Here is a 6,973-nt window from a genome sequence, read left to right on the forward strand (position 1 = left end):
GGCCGACACCGCACGCAACGAGACCATCGTGCGCGACGCGTTCCAGCGCTGGGCCGCCGGGGACAATGTCTTCCAGCAGCTGCTGGCCCCCGACATCGTCTGGACGATTCCGGGCTCCGGTTCCGTCGCGGGCACCTATCGCGGCATGACGGATTTCATTGAGCGGGCCTCCGTGCCGCTGGTCAGCCGCCTCGCGACCCCGCTCGTTCCCCAGGTCCGGCACATCTGGGCCGTCGGCGACCGGGTGATCGTCCGCTTCGACGCGACGGCCACGACGACTGGCGGACATCCCTATCGCAACCAGTTCGCCTGGTGTTCCGGATGAAGGACGGCAAGGTCGCCGAGGCCGAGGCGTTCCTCGACCTCGTCGCCTACCAGCAGGTCGTCGACAACAATCAGCCACGCCAGCGCTGAGGCTTCGGATGGAGCCGCCGGGCCGGCAGCGGTTCGGGCCGGGAGCGGTCTGGGATCAGATGCGCCCGCTGCCAGGTTCGGCCGCGCCGGCCTGCTCGCGCAGGAGCGACAGAAAGGCCTGCGCGGCCCGGCCGACATAGCGCTCCTTGTGCTGTAGGGCGTAGAAGCGGCGTCGCGGCACGGTCGCTGCGACCGCAACCAGTGACCCGGCCCGCAGCGCCGCCGCGACCACCAGGCGCGAGACCACGGTCGCCCCGGCACCGGCCTCCACCGCCGCCCTGACGGCTTCGTTCGAGGGCAATTCAAGCGCGATGTCGAGTTCCGCGAGGCTCCGGCCGTCGCGTGCCAGCAGGTCTTCGAACAGCCGGCGCGTGCCCGAGCCCGGCTCGCGCAGGACCCAGGGCGCCTCGGCGAAGGCCGCGCTTGCGAGCGCGGCTGCGCCGGCCCAGCGATGCCCGCGGGCGACGACCAGCACCATCTCGTCTTCGGCCACCGGCGAGATCGCCAGATGCGGGTCGTCGATCTCCCCCTCGACGATGCCGAGATCGGCGAGCCCGTCATGGACGGCCTGAGCGACAGTTTGCGTGTTGCCGATCGTCAGCGGCGTTTCGATGCCGGGATGGCGCGCCCTAAAGGCGTGCAGCAGCGGCGGCAGCCAGTAATTGGCGACGGTCTGGCTCGCGGCGAAGGCGAGCCGGCCGCGCTTCAGCCCGGCGAGATCGGCCAGCACGGCCTCGGCCGAGGCGGCGCGGGAGAGCACGGCGCGCGCCTCGGCCAGGAAGAGCCGGCCGGCATCGGTCAGCGTGATGCGCCGGCCGATGCGATCGAACAGTTTGACCGCATGGCGCGCTTCCAGGGCCGCGACCGCGGCGCTCGTCGCCGACTGGGTCAGGTTCAGCTCGGTCGCGGCTTTTGTGACATGTTCGCGCTCGGCGACCGCGACGAAGATCCTGAGCTGTTCGAGCGTCATCGCGATCCTTCACATCGTGAGCTTCATCCGCATCAGACTGAATGACGCGATGAAAGGAAAGGCCGCAAGGCCGAGCAGGAGAGGGCGCAGGCATTTGGCCCTGAGCTTGGCGATATCGGTCTCGAGCCCCATCGCGGCCAGCGCCATCGAGAGGAGGAAGGTGGTGGAAAGAACGATCAGCGACTTGGCTGGGCTTCGCACGCTGACGACGCGAGGCCGACCATGGCGACGTAATGATCGACGGAGACGATTGATCCCCGGCGCGAGGGCTTGCCGGGAGGCGCAGAGCCGTGCTCGGCGAGGGGCGAACGGAGGATGAAATCGGCTGAATGCAGGCGGCAGCGATCGCGGGTGTTCCAAGGTGAACGTGGTGCGCCGTCAGGGCCGATCTCTGGCGAGTTTCAACGGCGGCCTCTGTCGGATTGGAGACATGCGAGCGACGGGACATGTGTGGCGCCGAGCGGCCCGATGGGCTCGGCACCCATTTGCTGCGGCCGAGTCCGGCGCCATCGCCGCGACAGATGGCGCGAATGTGGGAGAACTGGCGCTCTGGCTGCAACCTGGTGCGATGCTCGCCTCCTTCCGGATTGGAGCCCGCACCTGGCGTATGCATTCACAGGCGGCGGCGAGCCGACGGGCTCAGTTCTTCTGGCAGTGGAAGCCTTCAGCGAAGGTAAGTTCCACCAATGCGCGCCGTCGCTGTTCTCGGGGCCGGGCGGCGCCTGGACCGGGGACTGACCGTTGCTATGCCGGCAGGACGACGACCTTCGTCTTGACCGGCGTACGCGAGTACAGGTGCATCATGTCCTGGCTGAGCAGGCCGACACAGCCGCTTGTGATGCCGTTCCCGATCGATTCGGGGTCGCTGGAGGCGTAGATCGTGTAGAGCGTGTAGGCGCCGTTCTGATAGAGATAGAGCGTGCGGGCGCCGAGCGGGTTTTCGAGGCCGCCGGGCATGCCGCGGGCGTATTTGGCCGCCTCGGGCTGGCGCTTGATCATCTCCTTGGGCGGTGTCCAGGTCGCCCATTCCGCCTTGCGCCCGATATAGGCGTCCCCGCTCCACCGGAACCCGTCGCGGCCGACATTGGCGCCATAGCGGGTGGCCGATCCGTCGTCCTCGACGCGGTAAACGTAGTAATTGCCGGGGTCGACGATAATCGTACCGGGCGCTTCCTTGGTCTCGTAGCGAACGGTCCGGCGATAATATTTCGGATCGACCTTGCTGACATCGACAGCCGGGATCGGGAATTTCTCTTCGGGCACCGGCCCGTAGATCTTGGCCGCCTCGGCGAGGCTCATGCCGTCGGTCGTGCAGCCGGCGAGTCCGAGCGCGYCGACGCCGGCGGCAGAACCGACCAGAAACGACCGGCGGTTGATAAGTCCCGTGCGACGCCCGATCAGAGCGATCTCGTCCATCTTGCCGGCATCGGCATTGCCACCGTCCATGATCATGATTTTGGACTTCCCATGTCTTGCTGCCCGACGAGAGAATACTCGGGCATACACCCGCTGAGCGTCTTCCTGAGCTAAGATTGCCGGGACATGGCCCGGCTGGCAAGCTCTGGCCTTTGTTGCACGGGGCTTGCCATGCACCAAGCCCGCTACCGTCCACGCTGTCTCGCAGCGTTACGTCGCGGTGGCTTCGACAAAAACGTGCAGGTCACGGCACCGCTCGGGTCAGCGGCGCCTCGGCTCATTCGCCCGGCATTTTGCGCATTCGGGCCGGGCGAGGGGCGCGCGGCTCTGGCGCGGGCCGGGGCCTTGCGGAGCCATGAAGCCGGTCGCGCCGGGACGGCCTGGCCTGGCTGTCCCGGCGCGATGCCGGTCAGGCGACGAGGAAGCCGGCGTCGACCGGATCGTCGCGGTTGATCGTCCAGCGTGCGGTGCCGAGCAACCCGGCGGTGCCCTTCACGGTCGGGCGCACGGCGCGCGTGCCGTTCAGGTTCGCCTCGCCGATCAGGCAGCCTTCGAAGGTTCCCGACCCGAGCAGCCCTTCCGAGCGGATCGGCTGGTGCAACGCGAGCAGGCCGCGCGCCTCATACATCGCCATCATCGCGCTCGTGCCGGTGCCGCCCGGCGAGCGGTCGAGCTGGCCGGCGGAGAAGACGTGGACGTTCTTGTAGAAAGCGCCCTCGATCGTCGGCTCGTGCCAGAAGGTCACGAAGTTGAAATTGTTGATGTGGCTCGACGCCGGGTGCTGGATGGCAACCTTCTGGCGCAGCTGCTCGCGGGCGATAATGCCGAGCCGGGAGAGCTCCGAGCCGTTCTCCGGCGAGATCCGCAGCGAGGTGCCGCGCAGGTCGATGATGCCGAAATAATTGCCGCCCCAGACGATGTCGGCCTTGAGCTGGCCGATGCCCGGCAGGTCGAAGGGCACGTCCTGCGCCGCGACATAGGCCGGCACGTTCTCAAATCGGGTCCACAGCACGTCCGGCCCGTCATTGGCGACCTCGGCCGTCACCAGGCCGGCGGTGGTCTCGAAGCGGATCGTCGTGACGCCATTGGCGCCGCGCCGGACGAGCCCGAGCGCGACCATCKCCATGCCGACCGCGATCGTGCCGTGGCCGCACATATGGGAGTACTGCGTGCCGTCGATATAGATCAGGCCGGCATCGTAGTCCGGGCTCGACGGCGGCGTCAGGAACACGCCGAACATGTCCTTGTGCCCGCGCGGCTCGCGCATCAGCGCGCAGCGCAGCCAGTCGTAGTTCTCCTCGAGGAAGCGGCGCTTCTCCAGGATGTTCGAGCCGGCGGGATAGGGAATCCCGCTATGGATGATGCAGAGGGGCTCGCCCTCGGTATGGGTGTAGACGACGTCGAAGATATTCTGCTGGCGCATGTGCGGGCTCCTTGGGACTAAACGGGGTGGACGGGATCAGCGGCGCTCGGAGAGCACGTCGAGGCCGATGGTGAGGTCGAGCAGCACGATCACGATCGCGGCGACGATGATCGTCAGGCCGGAGACCGCCGCGATCATCGGGTCGATCGTGTACTGGACGTAGTTGAACAGCTTGACCGGGATCGTGGTCAGCTCGGCCGTGGTGTTGAAGATGCTGAGCTCGACATTGATGAAGGAGGCGATGAAAGCGAAGATCGCGCCGCTGACGAGCCCGCTGCGGATCTGCGGCAGCGTCACCAGGAAGAAGGTCGTCAGCGGCCTAGCCCCGAGATCGGCCGACGCCTCCTCCAGGCTGCGCTGCTCGTCGCTGAGCTGCGGCAGCACGGCGCGCAGGACGAAGGGCATGATGATCACGACATGCCCGACGAGCAGGGCCGTGAAGCTGCGCACCAGGCCGATCGCGCTGCCATATTGCAGCAGCGCCGCGCCGAGCACGACATGCGGCAGGATCAGCGGCGACATCAGGATTTCCGACAGCAGGCGGCGGCCGGGAAAGCGATAGCGAGCGATCGCGATCGCGGCGGGCACCGCCAGCACGACCGCGACGATGGTCGCGGCGATCGCGAGCAGCGTGCTGGTCATGAAGGCCGAGACGTAGGACGGGTCGCCCAGCATCTTGCCGTACCAGGCGAGGGTGAGCCCCTGCGGCGGGAAGGCGAGGAAGCTGGTCGTGGTCAGCGAGGCGCCGACCAGCACGACGAGCGGCAGGGCGAGATAGGCGAGTGCCGCAAGGGAGATGATCCTGACGAGGTGCGTGACCATTTCAGGCTCTCCTCGGCTCGCTGAGGCGCCCGGCGAGCGTGACGAGCACCAGCGTCAGCACCAGCATGGTGATGCTGAGCGCGCCGCCATAGTTGAAGTCGAAGACCGAGCTGTATTGCTGGAAGATCAGCATGGAGAAGACGGTGATCCGCCCGCCGCTGAGCAGCGCCGGCGTGACATAAGCGCTGACCGCCAGCATGAAGACCATGACCGCGCCGGCCATCAGCCCGGGCAGGCTGAGCGGGAAGGTGATCTTCCAGAAGGTGCCGGCCGGCGTCGCGCCGAGATCGGCGGAGGCGTGTTCGAGCGCCGGATCGACCTTGGCGAGCGCGTTGCCGACCGCCAGCACGATGAAGGGCAGCAGGATGTAGACGAGGCCGATCAGGATGCCGAGCTCGGTGCCGAGGAAGCGCATCGGCCGCTCGATCAGGCCCAGCCCGATCAGGCCGTCATTGACGAGGCCGTTGCGGCCGAGCAGCACCATCCAGCCGAAGGAGCGTACGATGTTGCTGGTGAACAGCGGCACGATGAGCAGGATGACGCAGAACCGGCGCCAGGGCCGCCAGCGCACCACGCGCACGAGGTACCAGGCGAGCGGATAGCCGATCACGACTGAGACGAGCGTGGTCAGCGCGCCGATCCGGAAGGTCACCCACAGCACGTCCCAGTGATAGCTGTCGGCGAGGATGCGCAGGTAATGCGCGAAGGTCAGGTGACCATCCGGCGTGGTCAGGCTCGCGATCAGGACGACCGCCATCGGCGCCAGGAAGAAGGCGACGAAGAACGCCGCCGGCAGGGCGCAAAGCAGCACGACCGTGCGCAGCCTCCCGCTCATCACGCGTCCACCGGCACGAGGCTGAGATCGCCGGGGCGGATCGTGGCGAAGACCGGCTGGCCCGGCGCGAGGCCCGCCAGCGCCGACGGCGCGAGCCTGGCCGTCAGGACGGTGCCGCCGACCAAGACCGTGACGAGGGCATGGCTGCCGACATGGGTGATCTCGGAGAGCACGGCCGGCAGGGAGAGGCGATCGGCGACGGGCTCCGGCGCAATGAGGATATCCTCGGGCCGCAGCACGCCGGTTAGCGCGCCTTGCGGAGCGTCGCAGGCGGGACGGATGATCGCGCCGTCCAGAAGGGACAGGCTGCCGTCGCCGCGCCGCTCGACCTGGAGCAGGTTGGCATCGCCGATGAAGTCGGCGGCGAAGCGGCTCGCCGGCCGGGCATAGATGTCCTGGCCGCGGCCGATCTGCTCGATGCGGCCGCGGTTCATCAGCACGATCCGGTCGGCCATGCTCATCGCCTCGTCCTGGTCATGCGTCACGAACAGGAAGGCGATGCCGAGCCGGTGCTGGATCTGCTTGAGCTCGCCCTGGACCTTCTTGCGCAGCTTCAGGTCGAGCGCGCTCAGCGGCTCGTCGAGCAGCAGCAGCTGAGGCCGGTTGACGATGGCGCGCGCCAGCGCCACGCGCTGCTGCTGGCCGCCGGAGAGCTGGGCCGGCAGGCGCTCGCCGAAGCCGGCGAGGCCGACGAGCTCCAGCGCCTCGGTGCTGCGCTGGGTTGCCTCGCCCTTCGACGTGCCCTGCCGGCGCGGCCCATAGGCGACATTTTCCAGGACGCTCATATGCGGGAAGAGCGCGTAGTTCTGGAACACCGTGTTGAGCGGGCGGCGATAGGGCGGCAGCCGTGTCACATCCTCGCCGGCGAGCCTGACCGTGCCGGCCTCCGGCGTCAGGAAGCCGGCGATGCAGCGCAGCAGCGTGGTCTTGCCGCAACCCGACGGGCCGAGCAGCGCGATGAACTCGCCCTGCTCGACAGAGAGGTCGATCTCCGTCAGGGCCGCGTGCCCGCCGAAATGCTTGGACAGGCCGTCGATGGCAAGGATGGGGGTGCTCATGCTGCGGCTCGTGGTGCTCGTGCCCGGTCGTGGGC

General features: G+C 67.9%; 6 protein-coding genes and 2 pseudogenes. 1 reads left to right on the top strand and 7 read right to left on the bottom strand.

What is annotated here, in order from left to right; all coding sequences use genetic code 11:
- Window positions 1-414 (top strand): annotated as a pseudogene (locus tag AC1DJT_RS32495) (nuclear transport factor 2 family protein); the annotation flags it as partial.
- Window positions 415-469: 55 nt separating this feature from the next.
- Here AC1DJT_RS32495 and AC1DJT_RS32500 read toward each other — a convergent pair.
- The 7 genes and pseudogenes from AC1DJT_RS32500 to AC1DJT_RS32530 all read right to left on the bottom strand — a co-directional run.
- The gene (locus tag AC1DJT_RS32500) at window positions 470-1,384 is read right to left on the bottom strand and encodes a LysR family transcriptional regulator (protein WP_441507334.1); all 915 of its coding nucleotides are present in this window, start codon (window positions 1,382-1,384) and stop codon (window positions 470-472) included.
- A 9-nt stretch (window positions 1,385-1,393) separates the two neighbouring features.
- Window positions 1,394-1,573 (bottom strand): annotated as a pseudogene (locus tag AC1DJT_RS32505) (YeiH family putative sulfate export transporter); the annotation flags it as partial.
- 555 nt (window positions 1,574-2,128) lie between these two features.
- Window positions 2,129-2,836, bottom strand: a complete 708-nt coding sequence (locus AC1DJT_RS32510; protein WP_476835687.1) for a L,D-transpeptidase family protein — start codon at window positions 2,834-2,836, stop codon at window positions 2,129-2,131.
- 373 nt (window positions 2,837-3,209) lie between these two features.
- Window positions 3,210-4,223 carry a proline racemase family protein gene (locus AC1DJT_RS32515; protein WP_476835688.1) on the bottom strand — a complete coding sequence of 338 codons (1,014 nt, stop codon included), beginning with the start codon at window positions 4,221-4,223 and terminating at the stop codon, window positions 3,210-3,212.
- Between the two features lie 36 nt (window positions 4,224-4,259).
- Window positions 4,260-5,045, bottom strand: coding sequence for an ABC transporter permease (locus tag AC1DJT_RS32520; RefSeq protein ID WP_441507337.1), 786 nt, complete (start codon window positions 5,043-5,045; stop codon window positions 4,260-4,262).
- A gap of 1 nt (window position 5,046) precedes the next feature.
- Entirely contained in the window at window positions 5,047-5,880 is an 834-nt protein-coding gene (locus tag AC1DJT_RS32525; protein ID WP_441507338.1) for an ABC transporter permease, read from the bottom strand.
- On the bottom strand, window positions 5,880-6,973 hold a 1,094-nt coding region (locus AC1DJT_RS32530; protein WP_476835689.1), incomplete at its 5' end, for an ABC transporter ATP-binding protein. The genes AC1DJT_RS32525 and AC1DJT_RS32530, both read right to left, overlap by 1 nt.

The organism is Allobosea sp. 05T422_2, assembly GCF_056396265.1.

Excerpts from the sequence above, each read along its gene's own strand:
- AC1DJT_RS32520 (WP_441507337.1), bottom strand. The coding sequence starts at position 5,045 with ATGGTCACGCACCTCGTCAGGATCATCTCCCTTGCGGCACTCGCCTAT.
- AC1DJT_RS32500 (WP_441507334.1), bottom strand. The coding sequence starts at position 1,384 with ATGACGCTCGAACAGCTCAGGATCTTCGTCGCGGTCGCCGAGCGCGAA.
- AC1DJT_RS32525 (WP_441507338.1), bottom strand. The coding sequence starts at position 5,880 with ATGAGCGGGAGGCTGCGCACGGTCGTGCTGCTTTGCGCCCTGCCGGCG.